Below are 19320 nucleotides of genomic sequence, written 5' to 3'. Positions count from 1 at the left end.
GGGCGAGTTTAGAAACTGTCCCTACTCTCCGGCCAGCGCATTCTGTCCCAGTGAAAGGCGCTGTTCAGACAGTGCCTTTTTCTTGCTGACCTCCAGCAACGGGAATTCCACAAAGAATACGGTGCCGACACCTAGTGTGCTTTCGTAGTCAATTGTCCCGCCGAAATGCTCAACAATCTCCTTCGAAATACTCATCCCCAAGCCGGTTCCTCCAGCGTGCCGTTCATCTGATGAATCAATCTGCGAAAAACGATCAAATACTTTGTCGCGACTACCCTCGGGGATGCCGATCCCCTGATCTTTCACGTATACCCGCACCCGCGATCCGACGACCTCGCACCCTACAGTGACGACGCCACGTTCAAACGAAAACTTCGCCGCGTTCGAGATCATGTTGGTCAGAACCTGGATCAACCGCGAGGCGTCACCTTTGATGAACAAATCTTGTTCGGACGAACGTTCTTCGACCAGTTCGACATTGTGGGCGCTGGCAAATCCTAGGTTGCAAGCGATTGCCTCATCCACAAGCGAGTTCACGTTGATCCGCGTCTCTTTGATGACCATCTCGCCGGCTTCCATTTTCTGGATGTCCAAAACATCGTTTATCAGAGAGGCCAAACGCTCACTGTTCTTACTCGCCAGCTCTACAAGGTTTTGCATCTTGTCTGGTACCTCACCCACGGCGCCTGACTTGATTAGGTCCAAAGAACCCTTGATTGACGTCAATGGCGTACGCAGCTCATGGCTGACCGTCGAGATAAACTGAGTCTTCGCAATATAAGCCGCTTTGGTCCGCTCATGCTCCTCCCTGAGCTTTTCCAGCTGCTCTAAGTTGGTCTGGTACAGTTTGAGAAACACCAGCGAGCAATCGATCAGAAAGTACATCACGAAAACGACGGTAAAGAAATGCAGCCACAAGTCCGATGAAAGGTCGGGCTGTTCGATCCAGATGTCTTTGACCACGATCACCATGAACGAGATGCCATACATGGCGAGGCGCACAATCATGGCCCAAACGAATTGGTGGTTGTTCATGGCCGCAAATAGGGCGGCGGCGAACAAGAAAAAAAGCGGGGTGAAGTGACCGCCTGTTGGTTGTTTCAGCGCAACAGACACCGCGTATAGGCAGATAGCGGTAGAACTCAGGACCGTATTGAACAAAATCCACGCCACCATCATTGCGATAGACCGGCGTTCCTTGGGCGTAAGGCGTGCTACCCGCTTAGCCAGGTAAAGGTCTTGCGCCTCGCAGATCAATATTGTCCCGTAGAAAAACAGTGCGTTCAGCGGATTGAAGAAAAACGCTGTCAGGATCGTGGTTGCAAGGAAAATGGCCTGTCGCTGCCAAAGCAGCGCAAAGCTCATGGCAGTGTAATCCTTGATATTCTGTAGCAGCCTGCTGTCGCTGTCTTGGGGTGCCCCGTCTAGTTGGGGTGCTTCGATGGCGGTCATCGTAAAGTCTTTTTTGCTGATCAGTTAGAGGAGATTTATCGACACAATGAGGACGTAGTTGGTCGGAATTTCGTTCACAGTTTGGCAATAGTTTTCATCGGGCCGAATTATTGTCGAATAGCTTCGCTGGCCTATGCCGGTAAAGACACAACACTGTGCGTTATAAATTAACGATTTTATTGCCTTTTTGACCCCCTTACCCCTTAATGCAAGAACAGGCTAGCGAGACAAACAAAGAGGTGGGGTTGTGGTCGCTATTGGAAAGATAGAAGCCAATCACGAGGGTGTGACACCCGTTTCGGCACAGCTTGCTGAAGAGCCGGTCACATTGCTTCAATTCGCCCGCTCGGCAGGGCGCAACATGCTTGAGGTCATTCCCGCAGAAACGCTGCGCGAAACTTACGTCCGGGGTCCGCTGAATATCCACTATATCTGCGAACCCGAAATGATCACCGAGTTGCTGGTCGGTCAGGGGCGCGCTTTCCCCAAAGCGAAATTCACCAAGGACATCATCGGATCAGCTGTCGGGAACGGTCTCATCCTGTCCGAGGGAGAGAAATGGCGGAAGCAGCGGCATCGCTACTCGCCCTTATTTGCGGCACGCAACTTGCCGGTTCTGGCACGCCATTTTGCCGCAACAGGGATCGAAGTAGCGGATTCATTGGCCGAGCATCCCGGGCCAGTCGATGTGGCCCAGGTTGCGCCTGCCTCAACACTGACCAATATCTCTCGCGTCATTTTTTCGGGCAATGAAGAAGTCAGCGCCGAGCAGATCCGCGTTGGGCTGATCGCATATTTTAATTATATTTCAGACCTTTCCCTGTTTGACTTAATGGGCCTTCCGAAATGGTTACCGCGCAAGAAATGGCTCAGCAGCAAGGCGCCAGTTACTACTATGCGCGATCTGGCCCGCCAGGTGATCGACCTGCGTCGTGCTGAAAGCCGCGATGAGCCTGAAGACTTTTTGGATCTGATGATTGAGGCTTTAAAGTCGGATTTTGAAGATGCTGAGACGACAGTGGACAACCTTCTGACCTTCGTGGTCGCGGGACACGAAACTTCGGCCAATGCGCTTGCATGGGGGTATTACCTGCTGGCGCTGCACCCAGAAATGCAAAACCGCGTCCGACACGAGATCATGTCGGTTCGACCGGATGGCCCTGTGGAGTATTCCGATTTGGAAAACATGCCGCTGCTGAGGGCCCACATCAAAGAAACGCTTAGGCTGTATCCATCAGCCGCCTTTTTCGCCAGGGACGCAGGCGCTGAACTGGACATAAACGGTGTTAAGATCGAAGACGGTGACGCGTTGTTCTTCCCCGTATACTCGTTACATCGGAATGAGAAACTGTGGGACGAACCTGATCAATATCGTCCTGAACGTTTTCTTGGCGGGACCATACCCCGAGGGCAATATATACCTTTTGGTGCCGGACCGCGCATATGTATTGGCGCTCAATACGCCGAGACGGAAATCATGGTTCTCATGGCCTCAGTGCTGCGCAAAGTCGCGTTTTCGCTGTCAGACGAACCGTTGCCAGAACCGGTTTTAACTTTTACGATGCGCACAAGCGGCCCGCTTATTTTGAATGCCTCACCTGTCTAGGCAGGACATTGTTGGCTCAACCCCGGTTCAGGTAAGTCTGGCTACCGTACATCTCTCGCAACACCGTTTCGAACAAGCTGCCTCGTGGCTTGGTCTTGTTGGACGAATGTGGCGTCTGTTCTTGCGTCACCTGCTGCCCGGCCGGAGCGCCCTTTTCGCGCAGTTCCAGCTTCGCGACGGCCTTGTCGAACGCAGCAAGAGCACCCGATTTAGACAACGCCCTCATTGAGATTGGTGTACTCATGACCGTGCGGATATCGCCTGATACGTTCCGCTGCGCTAAAATCTGAGCGAATTCTTGATTGAGTTGATCTTCACTTGGCAGTTTCGCTGCGCAATACCGTCCATGCGTCACGACCAAATAGATGCCGCTGCCACGGTATGAGAAAATAGCTTCGGCCTCGGCTGTCCCAGTCTGAATGCTTTTTCCAAGATCCGCGATGATGCGACGAAACTCTCCGAAGTCGTTCAGATCAAAGCGAAAGGCTGCATCTTGCAACCTGATGGCGGTCACCCACGAGTCAAATAAACGACTGCGGCCTAGTTGTTCGATATAGTTGTCGAATTCGACATAACGCAGACACCGTTTCAGACCGTCGACAGACAGAGGGTCCTCAAAGCTGAACTGCTGGTTGTAGTCGAGAACGTTTTGCAGGTTCTTGACCGAAACCGATGAAATCCGGCTGCGGACCCTTTCCTGCATCAACAGATGAGCCGCATTCATGCGACTGCGCAATTCGAAGAAATCAAACGGTTTGGTAACGTAGTCAAACGCACCTTCGGCAAAAGCGTCTTCGACATGTTTTCGGTCGCTCATGGCGGTCAGCATTATGGCAGGCGTTTCCGAGTTTCCGGGTGTGTTCCGTATCTGCCGCAGCAATTCGATCCCGTTGGTTCCGGGCATCTGAATGTCCAATAGAAGGCAATCGAACGGTGTTTCCGCCTCTTTAATAACCTGCAGCGCTTGGCTGGCGGAACTGGCAACAGAGACCTGACAGCTTTCAAACTCGGCCAAAGCTGTTTGCAACAGCTCAAGAATTCCGGGTTCGTCGTCAACAGCCAGCACTTTCAGAGGCGTCCGCTTCAACGCGCGCATGTCCAATTTGCGCTGGAATTCATCACTTGTCGGAGTCGTATGCTTCATGACTAGTCAACCGCTTTCAACCTGTTAAACAGGCTCAGAATAGAAAACGACTAGGACGAAACAGCGGCAAAAATCGCAAAAACCTTGGATAAATTGGGTTTTTTCTTGGCGTTATTTTGGCGAAAACTCTCAGATCTAATGTCGCCGAGCACCGAGACTTAAAAGGTTTTTATGTTTAATTTTAACGATTTAGCAGCATATCACCCAGCTTGGGGTCAAATCAAACCCTGACACAATCTACCAGTCGCGGACAAATCGCTCAAGTTGTTTTACCGGTCCTACGATCGAGGGCTCGGATCGGCGTCAAGACGTGCTGTGGATATTGAACAAAACCGACTGGCTTACTGTACCGTCTATCGAGAACTTTGCCCCGACCGGAGCAGCCCCAACACCCAATCTGCGCGACCAACGTGCCCAAACTGAAGGAACGATGCCCAGGATGCGGGTCGCGCCGTTTTCTTCTGCCGTAGCGGTCATCCTGAAAAACAGCTCTTGCTGTACGGCCAACCTGCGAGAAGCCGGTACGCTCTCGGTGACAAAAAACCGGGAGGCTTCCCAGATCTTGGGGTTCGCCGGTGCCTCGAAAAACAGAATGTCCGTCGGAAGATCGCGCAACAAACCTTTCTGTGCATCCCGCAGCATATAGGTGTAGGCCCCACACCGTGCGTTCGTCGGCAAAAGGCGAACGCCCGCCAAAACCTCGCCGAATTCATGCAGAACGACCCACCGGCAGGCCGGTGTGTCATATTGGTCAAACTCCATCCCATCCGCCTCACCTACATTCCAGTGCAGGCGATCGATGAAGATCGTTTTTCGAGTCTCGAGATATTTTGCCAACAATGTGCCGTGCTCGTGCATGTTGCGAAAGCTCATTGCGGTCGCACGGACATTCCCTAGCTCGCGCTTGCGATCAGGCGTGTCGCGCTTGAACGCAAATAGCTTACGCCGTGCCGACGGTTGGGGCACGGGTTGGGCCGTATTGGCTGGCTCCAGGTCCGGAAATACCTTGGACGCTGAGTATGCCTGTTCATACCTGAGTGGTCGGTCCATATTTTGCTCTTATTTTAGACACACTTATGACAAGATATGAATCGCTGCGTCTACAACTAAATGATGTTTTTTCCGGTAATCGCGTCATTGTGTGGCGAATTCACATCCCATACAAAACATTGAGCATTCAGGGCGAGTTTTTGGCACATTTAGCATGCGGTTTTGCGAAGAATGCACTGCATCGTGGTTTCAACCTGATTAGACAACGTCTTGAATCATCATTGTATTCCTTAATTCGCCAGTTCTAGAGCTTACACCATCGTAAAATTTAGCCTCTCGCGGGCTGGTGGTTGTGAAACTGTCATTCTGCATCACTTCGCCGCCCAACCTGTGATTGCCGCGACCGGCCCTAACGAGCCAAACATGTCAGTTTCTGCGGCTAGTATGACTGAACCCGAAAAAAAATATTCGGTCACTTCCGCGCCCAGCATACGTCATCCTTTTGCCGTTTTTCTCGGACAGCCTGCGTGTAAGCGATATTCAACGCCCCTCCGGCCTTTGTGCGGCACTTTTTGAGTCCTCAAGGTCAGTATGGTGGCAAAGATTGGTGACTGTTTATGCGTATACTTGCCGTAGATGACGACCCCAGCATCCTGGAGCTTCTGACTTGCGTTCTGGGGGCTTTTGGGTACGAAGACGTAGTGACTGCTCGCAGCGGTCAGGAGGCGCTCGACATCCTTGCGGAAACGACCGAGATTTTCGATTGTCTTTTGCTTGACGTCCAAATGCCCGAAATGAACGGCATCACACTTTGCGAGCATGCGCGCAATCTTCCTGACTATCAGTTTACGCCGATCATCATGATCACTGCTATGGTGCAAAAGCAGTACATCGACGAAGCGTTTGAGGTCGGCGCCACAGACTACGTGACGAAACCGTTCGAGTTTGCTGACCTGAAACAACGGCTTTCCGACGCCTACAGGCTGGCAGCTGAACGACGCGCAGCCATCGAAGTGATCGAAGCGGATGTGTATGCCGTCAACGATTCCGAGATTAACACCAATTTCCGCCTTAGCGATCCGCTCTATTTCGGTGACCTGCCCGGTTGTATCGGCTTGGCCGAGTTTGAGAACTATGTCGTACAGTTGTCGACAATGCACTCACGCGCGTCCAAGATGATGGCCGTCAAAGTGGCTGAGGTCGAAGACATCTTCCGAACCGCAACTTCGGTGGAATTCCGCGAAGCCATGGCGACCGCTGGCAATGAACTACTGACTGTCTCGCAGGAAGGTCGGAATTTTGCCACCTATTGGGGCAATGGCGTTTTCCTACTGATACATGAAAGCAAGCCGGGTGTTTCCGCTGCCGAGTTGCAGCACAAACTTGCCAATCGCTTCGTAAAAGGCTCGCATGGCAGTGTTTCGGGTCGAGATTTCTCGTATCATGTTGGCGAAGTGGTCGCATTGCGCGCCTCGTCAAAGATGGAAGCTTTGTTCCTGATCGACAAGGCCGTTGAACTGGCAGACATTCCAAATACTCCGGTTGCCCGGTTCGGCTAATCCAAGCCGAGCCCGGGAAAGCCATTTCCAAAATGCACTAAAAGTTCGCGTGTTCGCAGCTGCGCGAGCGGTTAAAGGGACATACCGTGATCCAGTTTGATCATGTCGGCAGCTTTCTCACCGATCATGATTGAAGGGGCATTGGTGTTCGATGAGTTCACCGTGGGCATGATTGACGCATCCGCAACCCGCAATCCATCGATCCCATTGAAGCGCAGACGTGGGTCCAAAACCGCACCGTCATCCACCCCCATGCGGCACGTCCCGGCACAATGGTGCGATGTTTTTGAGTGCACGCAAATAAAGTCGAAATAATCCTGATCTGTTCGAATATCCGGCCCTGGCAGTCGCTCGGCCAGAATAAAGGGCTTCAAAGCGTCTTGGGCGAGAATGCGTTGCACCAGCTTTAACCCACGGATCGACATTTCTCGATCATAAGGATCCGCCAGATAGTTCGGGTCGATCAAGGGCATCGCCATAGGGTCCGAACTTTGCAAACGCACTGTCCCGCGTGATCGTGGACGCAAGAAACATGCGTTGAGTGTGACGCCGCCGTTCGGCATAGCCTGAACCCCGGCCTCAATCCCCGTCCCCAGGCCCAGATGCATCTGTATGTCGGGTGAACGAGCCTGTGAATCTGCATACCAAAACCCGCCAGTCTCGAACAGGCTCGACGCAACAGGGCCATTTCGCGTGAACACGTATTTCAACGCAGCCAGAGCCGAAAAGGGCAGCTTGGCAAACCGATCATACGTATGCGGACCGGTGACCTCGCAGATTGCGTATAGATCCAGATGATCCTGTAGGTTCGCACCAACCTGTGGCTGATCGTATGTGACTTTAAGCCCCAAAGACTCCAAATGATCGGCGGGGCCTATACCGGACAGTTGCAGAAGACGCGGTGATCCAATGGCCCCGCAGCAAAGGATCACCTCGCGCGCCGCGGTCAGGACCGAGCCATCCATCATCTCTATCCCGGCCACCCGTCCATTTTCGACCACCAGTCGGTGAACCTGCGCGCCAGTACGAATGGTTAGGTTTTGACGGTTGCGGTTCGGAGCAAGAAACGCCATCGCCGCCGAAGACCGACGTGCATTCCTCTGGGTCAGTTGGTAATAGCCTGCCCCATCCTGATGATCACCATTAACATCGTACGTTTTGGGAATACCGACCTGCCCGGCGGCCTCGATGAAGGCATCGCAGATCGGCAAGGGCGCGACAGGCCTGGAGACCCCCAACGGCCCGCCTTTGCCGTGGAACTCATCCTCGAAACTGTCATTGTCTTCGGACTTGCGAAAATACGGCAAAACGTCGTTGTAACTCCATCCGACGCAGCCCATTTGTCGCCAATCATCATAGTCCTGCGCCGCGCCGCGGGTGTATATCTGCGCGTTAATGGAGGAGCCGCCCCCGATCACCTTGGCTTGGGTGTAAGGAAACACTTTGTTCAGCATGTGCCTCTGCGGCACGGTGGTCCATCCCCAACTGCCTATGCCCTTGGTCATCTTGGCAAACCCGGCAGGCAGATGAAAAAGCGGGTGCCGATCCGACGATCCAGCTTCAAGCAATAGGACCGTGGCCGAGGTTTCTTCGGACAAACGCGCCGCTATCACCGACCCGGCCGAGCCCCCGCCGACCACTATGAAATCATACCCTTCGGGCATCACGGCGTGATCCGCATCTCACTTTCGGGATCGAACGCCACAGCCTTTTCCATGTTCACTGCAAAAGTGAAATCCTGCCCCGGCGCGACCTCGGCGTCCGACCGCATGCGAGCGATTACGTCCCGCCCACCCAACTGCATCGATACGAACGTGTCCGAGCCCGCCGGTTCGGTCACAACAATCCGATTGCCCATCTGAGCAATGTTCGAGGACTTGCGATCCGCGCCATCCATATCAGTGATCGTTTCAGGGCGAATGCCCAGCAGGATTTCGCGCCCGTCCCACGCGGCCAGGTTATCTTGACTGAACGGTAGCTGTGTCATGGACCCGTCATGGACGGCCACCTCGGCATGGGGTCGCCCGTTCAGCACCACCACTTTGGCCGGCACCACGTTCATCGCGGGCGACCCCATAAAGGTTGCTACAAAGATATTGGCGGGTGTGTCGTAGATCTCTTGCGGCGTACCCAATTGTTGAACGTAGCCGCCGTTCATCACCGCGATGCGGCTGGACAGCGTCATTGCCTCGATCTGGTCATGGGTCACGTAGACAATGGTCGTGCCAAGATTCTGGTGCAGTTTCTTGATTTCCGTCCGCATGTCCACGCGTAGCTTGGCATCGAGGTTCGAGAGCGGCTCGTCAAACAGAAACACATCAGGGTTGCGCACCAAGGCCCGCCCCATTGCAACGCGCTGCCGCTGACCGCCCGACAACTGGCCGGGCTTGCGGTCCAGCAACTGCTCAATCTGCAACAGCTTGGCGACCTCGGCCATGGCCTTTTCACGTTCGGGCTTGGGCACGCCGTGCATCTCAAGCCCAAAGGTGATGTTCTGCCCAACGGTCATGTTCGGGTACAAAGCATAGCTTTGGAACACCATCGCGATGTTGCGGTTCGACGGGTGGACGCCGTTCATCACCTGATCCTTAATGCGGATTTCACCGCTGGTGATTTCTTCCAGCCCCGCGATCATGTTCAGCAGGGTCGACTTGCCGCAACCCGAAGGGCCAACCAGCACCAGAAACTCGCCCTCTTGCACCGAGATATCGACCTTGTGCAAAACCTCGACCGCGCCATAGGATTTGGTCGCGTTGTCTATGTCTAGAAAACCCATGAGGTCTTATCCTTTCACCGAACCCGCCATCAGGCCGCGGACGAAGTATCGACCGGCCACGATGTAGACGAGCAGAGTTGGCATGGCGGCCAGAATGGCACCTGCAAAATGAACGTTGTATTCCTTTACCCCCGTGGATGACTGCACCAGATTGTTCAGTGCCACGGTCATAGGTTGGCTGTTGGCATCCGCGAATGAGGCCCCGAACAGGAAGTCATTCCAGATATTTGTGAACTGCCAGATGATCGAGACCACGGCGATCGGTCCTGAACTGGGCAGCAGGATGCGCCAGAAGATCTGAAAGAACCCTGCGCCATCGATTTGTGCCGCCCGGATCAGCTCGGTCGGGAAAACGGCGTAATAGTTGCGGAAATACAGCGTGGTAAATCCGATACCATAAACCACATGCACCAGAGCAAGGCCCCATGTGGTGCCCGCCAGACCCATCAGGCCCAGCATCCGTGCCATGGGTATCAGTACGATCTGAAACGGGATGAAACAGGCAAACAGCATCAGTCCGAACAGGATGGTGTCGTACTTGAACCGCCATTTGGTCAGCACATAACCGTTCAGCGCTCCCAAAATGGTCGAGACGATCACCGCCGGTACCACCATTTTGATCGAATTCCAGAAATAGGGCTTCAGCCCGGTCGGATCGACCCCGATCTGGGCCGAAGACCACGCCTTGAGCCAAGGCTCAAGCGTGAAGACCTGCGGCAGGTTCATCATGCCGCCGCCAGTGATCTCTTCCAGCGGTTTGACCGAGTTCACCAGCATCACATAAAGCGGCAGCAGGTAGAACAGACCAAACAGCAGCAACACCAGATAGATCAGCGTGCGGGTGACGCGGCCCGTGCGAATTGCGGTATCTTGCGAGGCTTGAGACATCAGCGTTTCTCCCGCAATTCGGCATAGAGATAGGGGATCATGATCGCCGCAATTGTCATCAGCATGATCGTGGCCGAAGCCGCGCCGATGCCCATCTGGTTCCGCGTGAAAGTGTAGGAATACATAAACGTCGCGGGCAGTTCGGTCGCCCGGCCCGGCCCACCACCGGTTAGGGCAATCACAAGATCAAAGGTCTTGATCGCAAGGTGGCTGAGGATCACGAAGGCCGACAGGAATGCTGGGCGCAATTGCGGGATGATGATCCGGCGATAGAGGTTCCAGTTCGAGGCCCCGTCCATCTGCGCCGCGCGCAGGATTTCATTGTCGATGCCTCGAAGACCGGCCAGAAACATCGCCATAACAAATCCACTGGTTTGCCAAACAGCGGCGAGCACAACAGTATAGATCGCAAAGTCGCGGTTCTTTATCCAGTCAAACTCGAAACTGGTCCAGCCCCATGTTTGCATGACATTTTCCAGCCCGATACCGGGGTCCAGAAACCACTTCCACGCGGTGCCGGTGACAATGAAACTCAGCGCCATGGGGTACAGGTAGATCGGGCGCAGCAACCCTTCGCCACGGATTTTCTGATCAAGGAAAATCGCCAGCCCAAGCCCTATACAGGTGCAGATCACGATATAAAGCCCCGCGAAAATCCCCATGTTCTTCAACGAGATTTCCCAATGACTTAGCCGCCACAGTTTGTCGTAGTTTTCCCAACCAACCCAGCCATATGTCGGCAGAATACGGCTATCGGTAAAGGACAGGTAGACCGAGAACAGAATGAACCCGTAGACAAAGACCAGCATCATCGCCAGCGACGGCGACAAGACCAGCTTGGGTATCCAGTTCTGCAGACGAGTTTTGAAATCCGCGTCGGCCGATGAAGCCATGGCGCGCCCTCCTGCTTGGCGTATTGGGGAACCGGGGGCTTGTCACCCACGGTACGACAGGGCGATTTTCAGGCCGCCCTATCGAAAGGATCAGAGGTGGATCACTTGGCGATCGAGACAGCGTCGACCAGCTCGGTCACAGCGGTTTCGCTGTCATATTCGCCGTTAAAATGCGCGGTCACCACGTCATAGATCGCGTTTTTCACCGATGCAGGTGCTGCATGGCCGTGCGCCATCGAACCGAACAGGTTGCCAGAAGACGCTGCGGCAGCCAGATCTTTCATGCCTTGCTGACCACAAGCGTCCAGATCGCTGCCATCCACGTCGGTCCGGGCCGGGACGGAACCCTTCACCTTGTTGAACGCAATCTGGAAGCTCGGCGACAGAATGGCGCTGGCCAACGCGGCCTGTTCGGCCGAAACCGAACCGCCTTGGTCGAACATCATGAACTGGTCGGCATTGAAGGTGACTTGATCTTGCGTTCCTGGGAAACGGAAACACAAAAAGTCCTGCCCCGGAACTTTACCGGCGTTTAGGAATTCACCTTTGGCCCAGTCACCCATCATCTGGAAACCAGCCTCTCCGTTGATGACCATGGCGGTGGCCAGGTTCCAGTCACGTCCCGAGAAGTTCTCATCCACGTTGTCGCGGACAAAGGCCATACGGTCGAAGGCTTCTTTCATGGCGTCACCGCCCAGCGTATCCTCGTCCAGATCGATAAAGGCGGCCTTATAGCCGTCCGGCCCCAAAGTGGACATCGCAATGGCGTCAAACACGGTTGCATCCTGCCACGCCTGACCGCCATGCGCGATCGGAGTGACCCCGGCCGCTTTCAGGGTTTCAACCGCCGAAACGAACTCATCCCAGTTGGTGGGTTGCGCGATACCGTTTGCATCCAGAACCGCCTTGTTCGCCCAGACCCAGTTGGTCGAGTGCACGTTCACCGGAGCCGCAACCCATTTGCCGTCGCTCTTGGCGAAGGCTTTAAGCGCATCCGGGACCACATCGTCCCACCCTTCTTTCGCGGCGACTTCGTTCAGGTCTGCCAAGGCACCCTGATTGGCCCAATCCAGAATATCAAAGCCCAGGGCCTGAACGGCAGTCGGTGCATTGCCAGCCGTGACACGGGCGCGCAAAACGGTCATTGCCTGCTCACCGCCGCCACCAGCAACCGGCATATCGGTCCATCCGATACCTTGCCCAGACAGGTCGTCCTTAAGTACGTTCAGTGCGGCAGCTTCACCGCCTGAGGTCCACCAGTGCAGAACCTCGACCTCTTCAGCTTGCGCCAGGCTGGTCGTAGCCAGTAGCCCTGCCACAATCAGAGACTTCGTCTTAAGCAGATTACGCATTCTTGTTTCCTCCCTAAATGCGATATCGTTGAACGGACCTTTTGCAGGCCCTTTGTCTTACATGTTGCATTACCCAACTGTCCCAGACATCGCCGGGACGAAGGATCGCCCAACTCACCTCGAAGACAAAACGAACAAGTCATGTCCGCTGTCCCTCCCGCGTCTGACTGGCCCTATGAGGTCAATTCAACCAGACTTTGATCCATCAGGCCCCGCTTCTGAACGGCGGGCGCTTCAAAGCAAAAATGACATCGTCACCCTGATCTCTGCCGATGGACTGTAAGCGCTATCATTGGTCACCAAGAATGGTTCGTCCAGTGTTTTCATAGACAAGCTAGGCATAACCGATGCAGGCGACCGCTCTGTGCTGTCTGGAAAAGACCGAAGAATGACCGGTTGGTCCGACACCTTATATCGCCACACAACTTCCAACGGAGTTATGATCACGCGAAATCGGGCCGCATTGGATGTTGCGGTTAATCAGAAATCCGAGTGGTTTAATAATAAGGTGTGCAGATTGCGATTAGGCGCGCGTTTGACCAACGCTTCAACCTATGTGCGCAAGTGGCGGTGCTGTCAGACGAATTCGAACCAGTCTCAGTTTGCCGCGGAAACTGCGAACCTATCCGGAACAAAGTTGACGCCACTCGGCGAGAGCAGCGCTGCGGGTCAGCTTGAAGATGTCTCGGCTGGTTAGCGATCTTTCTTGGTTGAAGTGATTGTAGACGGAGGAATGGGCGGAGGCGAATTTCTGTAAACTTCGCATGCGCCTGAAACGCTGCATCGCGCGCTCTCTTCGTCGGAAAGGCAGGTGCGAGTTCTCGACGCGGTTGTTGAGCCACCTGCCCGTCCTTTGTTTTTCGGTAGCGCCGAGCTCTCTGAGAGCGGCCCGGTACGATGCGAAGCGATCCGTGACAACGGTTCCCGCTTTACCGTATCGCTTCATCAATTTCTTGAGGAATTTCAGTGCTGCAGCTTTGTTTCGGCGCTTCGTGACAACGGCTTCCAGCACCTCGCCTTCGTGATCAACAGCCCGCCAGAGATAGTGGCGTTTGCCATTTACCTTCACGAAAACCTCGTCAACGTGCCACTTCCATTTTGAAAAGGCTCGGAGTTGCTGAACACGCTTTCGTCTGATCTCGGCAGCAAACATTGGGCCAAACCTGTTCCACCAATATCGGACAGTTTCGTGACTCACGTCGATGCCTCGCTCATGCAGCAGATCTTCGACATTCCGAAGCGAGAGTGGAAACCGAATATACAGCATCACCGCCAGGCGGATGATCTCAGGACTGGTTTTGAAGTACTTGAAGGTGGCAGGTTTGGTCATTCCTAACTGCTATGCACCCGCCCTGCCCCGCTCAAGCAAAGTTAATCTGACAAGACCCCGTAGACTTCCTCTGCAACTTTTCGCCCAGTGGAAGAAAAGCTTAGCGACTATGTTAACTTTTAATTGTCTACTAGTTTTCGCGATTCAGGGCGGTTTCCCGGTCGATATAGCAATGGGTCTGAGCTCGAGAAGGGAGTCATTACACTCCGGCGAAGAGTATTTGTTTCTTGCGATCTGCATCCCTTTGACACAAAACGAAATCGTTCTCATGCAAAAAGCCCTGAGGAGAGGACGCAACTAAAAAATGCCCAAAATCATCTCGCCCTGCGACTAGCGCAACCAAAGTTTTCACTCCGTTTTGCTGTTTCATTGAGGGCTTTATGAAACGCAACGCCACACCAATGCGTCTATCGTCCGTGTTATTGGGCCCTGATGCGTGAAAGAGATGCCCGTGATGCATGGATGCCTGCCCTGCACGCAATTCGGCAGCAACTGCATCTTTTTCGTTCACATCGACTGCGATTTCCTGCCCACGTGACAAAAGATTGTTTTCGCTGAAGGTGTCCACGTGAGGCACGATCCGGCTTTTATGGCTGCCAGGAACAAACCTCATACACCCGCTTTGCTCAGACGCTTCTGAAATCGCAACCCAACAGGTTACCTCTTCAGCATCATCCAAACCCCAATAGGTCAAGTCTTGGTGCCACGAGACTATCTTCGATGATCGCGCTTCTTTTACGAAAAGTGCACCGCTCCAAACCATGAGGTCCGGCCCCAACACTGTTGAAGCAGCCTCAATCAGCTTCGGATGGCGAAGAAGTGCATCGAATGATGGTATCAGCCTGTCTGGATAAGAATATAGAAGCTTGAGTTTCTCTGGGTCGTCTCTGAGAATGAGCTCTGCTTTCTCAAAATCATCGCGCAGCGTTTGGACCTCGGAAGCTGTCAGGATATCCAGCGGAGCTACGAAACCGTCTCTTTCATAAGTCTTTGCAATATCACGCATTCGCCTATCCATCGTCATTTTCCGGAAACGTTAACTGCACTTTCATTGATTGGCTTCGATCAGACGCGACCTCAAAGGCAGTAACAGCCTCGCCAACTTCGAAGGAATGCGTCACCAACTGGTCGACGTTTATTAGTCCGCTTCGCATCATCTCGACCGCGACTGAGAACTCGGAATGGAAACGGAAAGACCCGCGAAGCACTATCTCTTTTGCAGTCAACGCCTGCATTGGCACAGTCATATCTCCACCCAGACCAAGCTGAACCAATGTTCCACCCGGTCGCAAGCATGCGACGCCAGAAGCCAGAGCCGATTGAGCCCCAGAACACTCCAGTTGGATATCAACCTGGCCCTTGTCGTTTTCAAACTGCTCCAGTTTTTGCGGATCGGCGTAGGTGTTGATGACATCGTCTGCCCCGCATTCACGCGCCAGAGCGAGGGTCTGGTCCGAGATATCCGTCGCCACTATTCTGGCCGCTCCAGAACGGCGTACCGCCAAGATCGTGAGGCAGCCAATCGGGCCGCATCCCGTTAAAAGTACCGTTTTGCCTAAGAGGTTCCCGGCTTGTTTAATCGCGTGCAAACAGACAGCCAGAGGTTCGGCCATAGCGGCCTGCGCAGGGCTCAACCCATCTGCCGGAACACATTGACTGGCTTTCGCCACGAGTTTGCTTTGAAAAGCGCCTTGGATATGCGGGAACGGCATCGCGCTGCCATAGAACTTCATATCAAGACAGTGGTTTTGCTGCCCGTTCAGACAATAAATGCAGGCTTGGCAAGGGCGGGATGGAGAAACTGCAACCAGTTGGCCTAAGTGCAGCCCCTGCACACTTGACCCGACTTTCACGATTTCTCCGGCGACTTCATGTCCTAGCACCATCGGCTGACGCAACTTGATCGCACCGAAACCACCGTGGTTATAATAATGCAGGTCAGAGCCGCAAATCCCACCCGCGCGCATGGCAATCAAGACTTCGTCTGGCCCCACGTCGTGTACGTCCCGGTTTTCCAACCTCAGATCTTTTGCGGCATGGATAACAACAGCAACATTGGCCGAAGACATTGCACAGACTCCCTATACATATTGCCAAAAGATACGGATAGTCGGTGCTGACAACCAAGGGGTTTTTGCATGATGCTTGAAATGTTCAACCTAGAGGGAAAACGCGCACTAGTAACAGGCTCTAGCCAAGGCATTGGATTTGCGTTGGCCCGTGGCTTGGCTGCCGCCGGTTCGCAAGTCGTTTTGAACGGGCGCGACACCGCGAAACTAGCGGCAGCGGCATCCGAGTTGAGCGAAACAGGCGCCTCGGTACGTCAACTTTCGTTCGATGCAACCGATCATGAAGGTGTCCGATCTGCCGTGGACAACTTTGAAGACAATGTCGGCCCCATAGACATCCTGATAAACAACGCCGGAATGCAATACAGGACGGAGCTACAGGATTTCCCCGCTGATGCCTTCGAGCACCTACTACAGACAAATGTAGCGTCCGTCTTTCATGTCGGTCAGGCTGTGGCACGGCACATGATTGAAAGAAAGTCAGGCAAGATCATTAACATTGCGTCGGTTCAATCCGCATTGGCAAGACCGGGTATTGCGCCTTACACGGCGACAAAAGGTGCCGTGACCAACCTTACAAAGGGAATGGCGACTGATTGGGCTAAGTATGGCCTAAACTGCAATGCCATTGCGCCTGGATATTTCGATACACCTTTGAACGCCGCATTGGTTGCTGACCCTGAGTTTAGTGCATGGCTCGAGAAACGCACCCCGGCCGGTCGCTGGGGCAATGTGGAAGAACTTGTCGGCGCCGCCATATTCCTTGCCTCCCCTGCATCCAGTTTCGTTAATGGACATACTCTCTACGTTGATGGCGGAATAACGGCGTCACTTTGATTTGTGTCTTTCAACCGTCTGCTAGGTACGACTGACGCAGGCTTTGTTTAAAGCGCCGACGCCAAAGCAGTCACCACAACAACCATCAATGAAGCCGCCATCGCAAAGTTGATCCTTTGATGTGATCTCTCACTTAAATCAAGGCTGCCTAGCTTTGCGCCAGCACCCAGCCAGATCATGTGCACTGGCACCCAAACCATATTGAATATTACGATTTTTATGACGACCTCCCAAACGGGCGCATCGGGCAAAAAGGCAAACCCTGAAAACAATGCAGTGCCAACCACGTAAGCCTTGGGATTAATGAACTGAAGTGTCAGCCCGTTCGCAAAACCAAGTGGCGAGACCGCGGGGGAAAACCCGACCTTTGAGCCAGCTCTTGCAATACGCCAGGCAAGAAATCCCAAATACCCAACAGAGGCAAATAGCAGCAAAGTTCTAAGTACCGGTATAGCCAAAGCTACTGCAGCGACTCCAGAGACAACAAACATCATGTTGATGAACCCGCCCAGCATCAAACCGGCCACAAAAGCGAGCCCAGCTCGAAAACCAAATGCTGATCCAATACCCGCAGTTGTCAAAACACCTGGGCCAGGCGTAATCAGCAGAAAGAAAACCGCAACGGCAAACTCAAACACTATTCAGATTGGCCTTCTACAGATCTCTGCATTCCGGCACAGCTGTGATCACCGATCCGTCCTTAAGGTGTTGCAGGAGATTGTCGACAGTTAGTTCACCCATAGCTGCACGTGTCTCAATAGTCGCGCTACCAGCGTGAGGGAGAAGAACGACATTAGACAACTCGCGCAATGCTTTTGGAACGCGCGGTTCGTCTTCAAAAACATCAAGCCCTGCCCACCCGAGCTCACCGTTTTGCAATGCATTGATTAGGGCAGTTTCGTCGACAACCGAACCTCGACTAACGTTTATAAGAGTGCCCCCTGCCCCCAACGCGCGCAACACCTCAGCGTTGACCAGCCTGTTGGTCGACGGGCCGCCGGGCGTGATGCATATGAGGACATCCACATGTTCTGCCATTTCAACCAAACTGTCGAAATATCGGTACGGGACATCCTTTTGATTGCGGGTATTATAAGAGATTTCGGGGGCCCACGGCTCCAACTTATCAACGATCGCCTGACCAATGCGACCAAGACCAAGAATGCCTATTCTTTGATTGTCCGCTGATCGTGTCAAAGGGGCATTACCTTCAACTTCCCACCGTCCGGACCGAACGTAATCGTCGTCACGTACGAGCTCTCGATAACATGACAGCAACAGCAAAACGGCGGTGGTTGCGACTTCTTTGTTCAAAACATTCGGTGTGTGCGTCACGACAATCCCGCGCTCAGCCGCGGCATTTGCGTCGACGGCGTCGTAACCGACTCCATAGACGCTGATCATCTTCAAACTGCTGAGTGATGTCATCAGGTCATGCGGAACGCCATCATGCCCATTTGTAACGATATGTGTTATACTATCCGCGCTGAAATCGTCCAATTGATGAATATTGAACACTGTGGCCAGGCGTTCTCGCATCCGTTCAGTGATCCCTCCGATTTGCAATAAGTCAGTCATCTTGGCCGACCTCTTGCCGCTGAACGCCAAGCCCATCGATACGAAGCTCCATGACGTCGCCTTTTTTCAGGTAAACTGGGTCCGGTTTGATCCCCATTCCAACACCGGGCGGTGTTCCAGTTGAAATGACGTCGCCGGGATGCAGTGTGAAAAGTTGGCTTAGATGTTCAATGATCTCGGCAACGGAAAAGATCATCGTAGCAGTATTCCCGGTTTGCATGCGCTGACCGTTTACATCCAGTGACATACCAAGACTTTGAGGATCCGGCACCTCATCCCGGGTCACTAGCCAAGGGCCAGTAGGGCCAAATGTGTCGCAAGACTTGCCTTTGGTCCATTGACCGGTCAGTTGAGTTTGAAAATGCCTTTCCGACACGTCGTTTACGATGCAATAGCCGGCAACGTATTCGAGCGCGTCGGCCTTGGAAACGTATTTGACTGTTTTGCCTATGACGACGCCCAGTTCGCATTCCCAGTCGGTGTGTGTAGATCCCCGCGGCATGACAACTTCGTCATATGCCCCAATGACCGCTGAGTTAGCCTTGAAAAAAAGTATCGGATGCTCGGGAATATCTGCGCCGGTTTCTGCTGCATGGTCCGAGTAGTTCAAACCGATGCAAAGAAATTTACCGATGTCACCGACACACGGTGCGATACGAGGGTCACCCTCTACAATTGGCAGGTTGTTCGGATCCAATGAGCGCAGGTTATCAAGCGTTCCGTCATCCAACATATCACCCGTAATATCAATGATATGAGCGGACAGATCCCGCAATTGGCCCTCAGCGTCGACCAACGCAGGCTTTTCCGAGCCCTCTACTCCGTAACGAACAAGTTTCATTTCTG

The 19320-nt window shown here is 53.6% G+C and carries 17 protein-coding genes; 3 read left to right on the top strand and 14 right to left on the bottom strand.

Annotated elements, in window-relative coordinates; translation table 11 throughout:
• Positions 1-21: 21 nt before the first annotated feature.
• A complete protein-coding gene (locus GOW48_RS00320; RefSeq protein ID WP_170750486.1) occupies positions 22-1452 on the bottom strand; it encodes a sensor histidine kinase in 1431 nt (476 codons plus the stop codon).
• 247 nt (positions 1453-1699) lie between these two features.
• On the opposite strand from GOW48_RS00320, the gene GOW48_RS00315 reads away from it, so the two are divergent.
• The gene (locus GOW48_RS00315) at positions 1700-3058 is read left to right on the top strand and encodes a cytochrome P450 (protein ID WP_170352696.1); all 1359 of its coding nucleotides are present in this window, start codon (positions 1700-1702) and stop codon (positions 3056-3058) included.
• Positions 3059-3074: 16 nt separating this feature from the next.
• On the opposite strand, the gene GOW48_RS00310 is transcribed toward GOW48_RS00315, so the two are convergent.
• A complete protein-coding gene (locus GOW48_RS00310) occupies positions 3075-4202 on the bottom strand; it encodes a response regulator (RefSeq protein ID WP_170750484.1) in 1128 nt (375 codons plus the stop codon).
• A 303-nt stretch (positions 4203-4505) separates the two neighbouring features.
• Entirely contained in the window at positions 4506-5252 is a 747-nt protein-coding gene (locus tag GOW48_RS00305; RefSeq protein WP_234899400.1) for an acyl-homoserine-lactone synthase, read from the bottom strand.
• Between the two features lie 557 nt (positions 5253-5809).
• On the opposite strand from GOW48_RS00305, the gene GOW48_RS00300 reads away from it, so the two are divergent.
• Positions 5810-6751, top strand: a complete 942-nt coding sequence (locus GOW48_RS00300; protein ID WP_170750482.1) for a response regulator — start codon at positions 5810-5812, stop codon at positions 6749-6751.
• A 71-nt stretch (positions 6752-6822) separates the two neighbouring features.
• Here GOW48_RS00300 and GOW48_RS00295 read toward each other — a convergent pair whose 3' ends face one another.
• The 8 genes from GOW48_RS00295 to GOW48_RS00260 form a co-directional block, all read right to left on the bottom strand.
• Positions 6823-8415: a GMC family oxidoreductase gene (locus GOW48_RS00295; RefSeq protein ID WP_170750480.1), complete on the bottom strand. Its 1593-nt coding sequence runs from the start codon at positions 8413-8415 to the stop codon at positions 6823-6825.
• Positions 8415-9527, bottom strand: a complete 1113-nt coding sequence (locus GOW48_RS00290; RefSeq protein WP_170352692.1) for an ABC transporter ATP-binding protein — start codon at positions 9525-9527, stop codon at positions 8415-8417. The genes GOW48_RS00295 and GOW48_RS00290 overlap by 1 nt, the downstream gene beginning before the upstream one ends.
• A gap of 6 nt (positions 9528-9533) precedes the next feature.
• Positions 9534-10415, bottom strand: coding sequence for a carbohydrate ABC transporter permease (locus tag GOW48_RS00285; protein WP_170750478.1), 882 nt, complete (start codon positions 10413-10415; stop codon positions 9534-9536).
• The gene (locus GOW48_RS00280; protein ID WP_170750476.1) at positions 10415-11308 is read right to left on the bottom strand and encodes a carbohydrate ABC transporter permease; all 894 of its coding nucleotides are present in this window, start codon (positions 11306-11308) and stop codon (positions 10415-10417) included. Before GOW48_RS00280 ends, GOW48_RS00285 begins: the two co-directional genes overlap by 1 nt.
• A gap of 101 nt (positions 11309-11409) precedes the next feature.
• On the bottom strand, positions 11410-12660 hold the full coding sequence (locus tag GOW48_RS00275; RefSeq protein WP_170750475.1) for an ABC transporter substrate-binding protein: 1251 nt from the start codon (positions 12658-12660) through the stop codon (positions 11410-11412).
• A 622-nt stretch (positions 12661-13282) separates the two neighbouring features.
• Entirely contained in the window at positions 13283-13990 is a 708-nt protein-coding gene (locus GOW48_RS00270; protein WP_170750473.1) for an IS6 family transposase, read from the bottom strand.
• Between the two features lie 199 nt (positions 13991-14189).
• Positions 14190-14996: a phytanoyl-CoA dioxygenase family protein gene (locus GOW48_RS00265; RefSeq protein ID WP_234899401.1), complete on the bottom strand. Its 807-nt coding sequence runs from the start codon at positions 14994-14996 to the stop codon at positions 14190-14192.
• 4 nt (positions 14997-15000) lie between these two features.
• A complete protein-coding gene (locus GOW48_RS00260) occupies positions 15001-16059 on the bottom strand; it encodes an L-idonate 5-dehydrogenase (RefSeq protein ID WP_170750469.1) in 1059 nt (352 codons plus the stop codon).
• 69 nt (positions 16060-16128) lie between these two features.
• Between GOW48_RS00260 and GOW48_RS00255 the strand changes: the two genes are divergently transcribed.
• Positions 16129-16896 carry an SDR family oxidoreductase gene (locus GOW48_RS00255; RefSeq protein WP_170750467.1) on the top strand — a complete coding sequence of 256 codons (768 nt, stop codon included), beginning with the start codon at positions 16129-16131 and terminating at the stop codon, positions 16894-16896.
• A 47-nt stretch (positions 16897-16943) separates the two neighbouring features.
• On the opposite strand, the gene GOW48_RS00250 is transcribed toward GOW48_RS00255, so the two are convergent.
• From GOW48_RS00250 to GOW48_RS00240, 3 genes are read right to left on the bottom strand one after another with little or no spacing between them, the layout of a single operon-like run.
• Positions 16944-17534, bottom strand: a complete 591-nt coding sequence (locus GOW48_RS00250; protein ID WP_170558336.1) for a LysE family translocator — start codon at positions 17532-17534, stop codon at positions 16944-16946.
• A gap of 16 nt (positions 17535-17550) precedes the next feature.
• Positions 17551-18474 carry a 2-hydroxyacid dehydrogenase gene (locus tag GOW48_RS00245; RefSeq protein ID WP_170750465.1) on the bottom strand — a complete coding sequence of 308 codons (924 nt, stop codon included), beginning with the start codon at positions 18472-18474 and terminating at the stop codon, positions 17551-17553.
• Positions 18467-19315, bottom strand: a complete 849-nt coding sequence (locus tag GOW48_RS00240) for a fumarylacetoacetate hydrolase family protein (RefSeq protein ID WP_058277425.1) — start codon at positions 19313-19315, stop codon at positions 18467-18469. Before GOW48_RS00240 ends, GOW48_RS00245 begins: the two co-directional genes overlap by 8 nt.
• Positions 19316-19320: the final 5 nt, after the last annotated feature.

Origin of the sequence: Ruegeria lacuscaerulensis (assembly GCF_013033355.1) — a bacterium.
GTDB classification, from domain to species: Bacteria; Pseudomonadota; Alphaproteobacteria; order Rhodobacterales; family Rhodobacteraceae; genus Ruegeria; species Ruegeria lacuscaerulensis_A.
Note: the sequence above shows the minus strand (reverse complement) of the source record. Positions and strands in the feature narration are given on the sequence as shown.

What these genes read in the sequence shown, in the direction of transcription:
- GOW48_RS00260 (WP_170750469.1), bottom strand. Translation starts at nt 16,059, where the DNA reads ATGTCTTCGGCCAATGTTGCTGTTGTTATCCATGCCGCAAAAGATCTG.
- GOW48_RS00310 (WP_170750484.1), bottom strand. Translation starts at nt 4,202, where the DNA reads ATGAAGCATACGACTCCGACAAGTGATGAATTCCAGCGCAAATTGGAC.
- GOW48_RS00290 (WP_170352692.1), bottom strand. Translation starts at nt 9,527, where the DNA reads ATGGGTTTTCTAGACATAGACAACGCGACCAAATCCTATGGCGCGGTC.
- GOW48_RS00255 (WP_170750467.1), top strand. Translation starts at nt 16,129, where the DNA reads ATGATGCTTGAAATGTTCAACCTAGAGGGAAAACGCGCACTAGTAACA.
- GOW48_RS00320 (WP_170750486.1), bottom strand. Translation starts at nt 1,452, where the DNA reads ATGACCGCCATCGAAGCACCCCAACTAGACGGGGCACCCCAAGACAGC.
- GOW48_RS00305 (WP_234899400.1), bottom strand. Translation starts at nt 5,252, where the DNA reads ATGGACCGACCACTCAGGTATGAACAGGCATACTCAGCGTCCAAGGTA.
- GOW48_RS00300 (WP_170750482.1), top strand. Translation starts at nt 5,810, where the DNA reads ATGCGTATACTTGCCGTAGATGACGACCCCAGCATCCTGGAGCTTCTG.
- GOW48_RS00245 (WP_170750465.1), bottom strand. Translation starts at nt 18,474, where the DNA reads ATGACTGACTTATTGCAAATCGGAGGGATCACTGAACGGATGCGAGAA.
- GOW48_RS00275 (WP_170750475.1), bottom strand. Translation starts at nt 12,660, where the DNA reads ATGCGTAATCTGCTTAAGACGAAGTCTCTGATTGTGGCAGGGCTACTG.
- GOW48_RS00280 (WP_170750476.1), bottom strand. Translation starts at nt 11,308, where the DNA reads ATGGCTTCATCGGCCGACGCGGATTTCAAAACTCGTCTGCAGAACTGG.
- GOW48_RS00295 (WP_170750480.1), bottom strand. Translation starts at nt 8,415, where the DNA reads ATGCCCGAAGGGTATGATTTCATAGTGGTCGGCGGGGGCTCGGCCGGG.
- GOW48_RS00240 (WP_058277425.1), bottom strand. Translation starts at nt 19,315, where the DNA reads ATGAAACTTGTTCGTTACGGAGTAGAGGGCTCGGAAAAGCCTGCGTTG.
- GOW48_RS00270 (WP_170750473.1), bottom strand. Translation starts at nt 13,990, where the DNA reads ATGACCAAACCTGCCACCTTCAAGTACTTCAAAACCAGTCCTGAGATC.
- GOW48_RS00265 (WP_234899401.1), bottom strand. Translation starts at nt 14,996, where the DNA reads ATGCGTGATATTGCAAAGACTTATGAAAGAGACGGTTTCGTAGCTCCG.
- GOW48_RS00285 (WP_170750478.1), bottom strand. Translation starts at nt 10,415, where the DNA reads ATGTCTCAAGCCTCGCAAGATACCGCAATTCGCACGGGCCGCGTCACC.